The 2953-nt window shown below is 48.8% G+C and carries 1 protein-coding gene and 1 pseudogene; both read left to right on the forward strand.

Annotated features, from left to right (window positions below; all coding sequences use genetic code 11):
* Positions 1 to 147: 147 nt before the first annotated feature.
* Entirely contained in the window at positions 148 to 1044 is an 897-nt protein-coding gene (locus V2H45_RS25400) for a formylglycine-generating enzyme family protein (protein ID WP_330486489.1), read from the forward strand.
* Positions 1041 to 2903 (forward strand): annotated as a pseudogene (locus V2H45_RS25405) (arylsulfatase); the annotation flags it as partial. The gene V2H45_RS25400 and the pseudogene V2H45_RS25405, both read left to right, overlap by 4 nt.
* Positions 2904 to 2953: the final 50 nt, after the last annotated feature.

A 2953-nucleotide genomic window follows, 5' to 3' on the forward strand; every position in this document is an offset into this window, starting at 1 on the left:
TCTTCTCTCTTTTTATTTTCGTTTTTCGTCTCTGACTGATTTTTAGAGGTGCCCAGAAAGTATTTTTTCCTTTTTCCTGTCTGCCTCTTCCTTGCCCTAATATTATTTGCTCATCCCGTATTCGCGGCTAATTCTTGCCCAGAGGGAATGGTGTTGATTCATGAGGGCACTTTTCGCATAGGTTCCGATAGCGATCGCTTCCCTGAAGAGCGATCGGCTTCAGATGTAAGCGTTAGTAGTTTTTGCATGGATACGCACGAAGTCACGAATGCAGAATTTGCCAAGTTTGTGAAAGCGACGGGTTATAAAACCGTTGCTGAATTGCCTTTATCGAAAGCACAATTTCCTGATTTACCCGACGAGCAACGCTTACCGGGTTCTTTGGTGTTTCAACCGCCCAAGGAAGGTGAGAAGCAAGTGCCATTCTTGAGTTGGTGGACTTGGACAGTGGGTGCAAACTGGCAACATCCCTTTGGCAAAGACAGTGCGATCGCTGGGAAAGACAACTATCCTGTCGTGCATATTTCCTATAAAGATGCAGAAGCCTATGCCCGATGGATTGGCAAATCGATCCCCACAGAAGCGCAGTGGGAATATGCGGCGCGAGGTGGTTTAGATGGCGCGACCTATACTTGGGGCGAGCAGTATTCAGAGAAGAAAGCGAATACTTGGCAGGGAATTTTCCCATTTTTCAATACAAAGGCAGATGGCTATACAGGTTTAGCGCCTGTGGGTTCGTTTCCACCCAATGGTTATGGACTCTATGACATCACGGGCAATGTTTGGGAATGGACTTCTGATTTCTTTGAATTCGGACACGATCGCAAGGCTCACCAGCACGATCCCGTTACATTCGATCGCACCAAGAGCTTCGATCCCAAGAAGCCCGATGAGTCGGTACTACATACGATCAAGGGTGGATCGTATCTCTGCGCTCCCAATTACTGTAGCCGCTATCGTCCTGCGGCGCGGGAGTCAGAATCCCCCGATACGGGAACTACACATATCGGATTTCGATTAGTTAAATATCTAGAAAAACAATGACAAAAATTACTGATTCTATAAAGAGAGAACTTTTGAAGACTGCTCTCAAGTTTATTTCTAAATGGAACCCCGTTAAGGCAATCGCTTTTTTAACTGCGATCGCATTGACGTTTTCTAGCCTCTTCCCCTTACCTGTTTATGCTGATTATGGCGACACTTTGCCATTACCGCAAACTCCCTTTAAGGGCAAAATTGGCAAGACCTATAAAGAATCACAGCCCGACTTCCCTCGACCCATTAAAGCTCCTGCCAAAGCACCGAATGTGCTGGTCGTACTCCTTGATGATGTTGGTTTTGGACAGACAAGCACCTTTGGCGGACTGATCGAAACTCCTAACTTAGACCGTTTAGCCGCTAGAGGTCTGCGATACAACCAATTCCATACCACGGCACTCTGTTCTCCCACGAGAGCGGCACTGCTCACGGGACGCAATCACCATTCTGTGAATACAGGAGTAATTACAGAATTAGCGACGGGCTACCCCGGTTATACCGCGATTCTGCCTCGCAGTGCTGCTACGATCGCCGAAGTATTACGCAGCAATGGCTATAACACCGCAGCTTTCGGCAAATGGCATAATACGCCCGCCAATGAGACCAGCGCAGTGGGCCCCTTCGATCGCTGGCCGACCCATTTAGGCTTCGATTACTTCTATGGATTTTTAGGTGGTGAAGCCGATCAATGGAATACCTCGGTGGTGGAGAATACCAAATATGTGGAAAAATCTAGCGATCGCGTCGATTATCACATTACCAACGATCTTGCCGACCATGCGATTCAATGGATTCGCACGCAACAGTCGATCGCTCCCGACAAGCCCTTCTTTACCTACTTTGCCACGGGTGCAGCCCATGCTCCCCACCATGCGCCGAAGGAATGGATTGAGAAATACAAAGGTAAATTCGATCGCGGCTGGGATCAGTTACGCGCCGATACGTTTGAGCGTCAACTGAAGCTCGGCATCATTCCTGCGGATACGAAACTCACACCCCGTCCTGCCGAAATCCCCGCATGGGATTCCCTCTCGCCCTCAGAGAAAAAAGTCTATGCCCGACAATTTGAAGTATTCGCTGGTTTTCTCAGCCATACCGACGATCGAGTTGGTCGCGTGATTGATGCGATCGATCGGTTGGGCGAACTGGACAATACCTTGGTCTTTTTCATTGCTGGCGATAACGGTGCTAGTGCCGAAGGTGGTCTAACAGGCGAACTGAATCAAATCAAAACCTTTAATGGTGTCAAGGAAACCACGGAGGACTTTCTAGCCGCGCTCGACGATTTGGGCAGCCCAAAGACCTTCAATCACTACCATGCCGCTTGGGCTTGGGCTGGGGATAGTCCCTTCCAATGGACAAAGCAGATTGCCTCTCACTTTGGCGGTACGCGCAATGGTCTAGTTTTAGCTTGGGGCGATCGCATTAAGGATAAAGGTGGTATCCGCAGTCAGTTTCATCACGTCATCGATATCGCACCCACCATTATCGAAGCAGCAGGGATTGAAACCCCTGAAGTGGTCAATGGCGCAAAGCAGCAACCGATCGAAGGAACCAGCCTTGTTTACTCCTTTGACGATTCGGCTGCGCCTTCTCAACACAAAACCCAATATTTTGAGATGCTGGGCAATCGTGCCATTTATGACAACGGTTGGGTCGCGGCGGCGCGTCACGGACGCTTACCTTGGGAGTGGGTTTCTAAGACCACCTTCGATGAAGACAAATGGGAGCTATACAACGTTGCCAGCGACTTCAGCGAATCTACGGATTTAGCGCAAGAGAACCCTAAAAAGCTAGCGGAACTGCAAAATCTATTTCAAAAGGAAGCGAAGAAGCATCAGGTGCTGCCTCTCGACGATCGCTTAGAGAGTGTTTGAGAAGTTAAGCAAGACGTTTTAGGAGGATTTGAATCATC

The sequence above is a fragment of the Tumidithrix elongata BACA0141 genome (assembly GCF_036349135.1).
Taxonomy (GTDB): Bacteria; Cyanobacteriota; Cyanobacteriia; order Pseudanabaenales; family Pseudanabaenaceae; genus Tumidithrix; species Tumidithrix elongata.

Bases quoted from the DNA above. Each gene is read 5' to 3' on its own strand.
- V2H45_RS25400 (WP_330486489.1), top strand. From the start codon at position 148: ATGGTGTTGATTCATGAGGGCACTTTTCGCATAGGTTCCGATAGCGAT.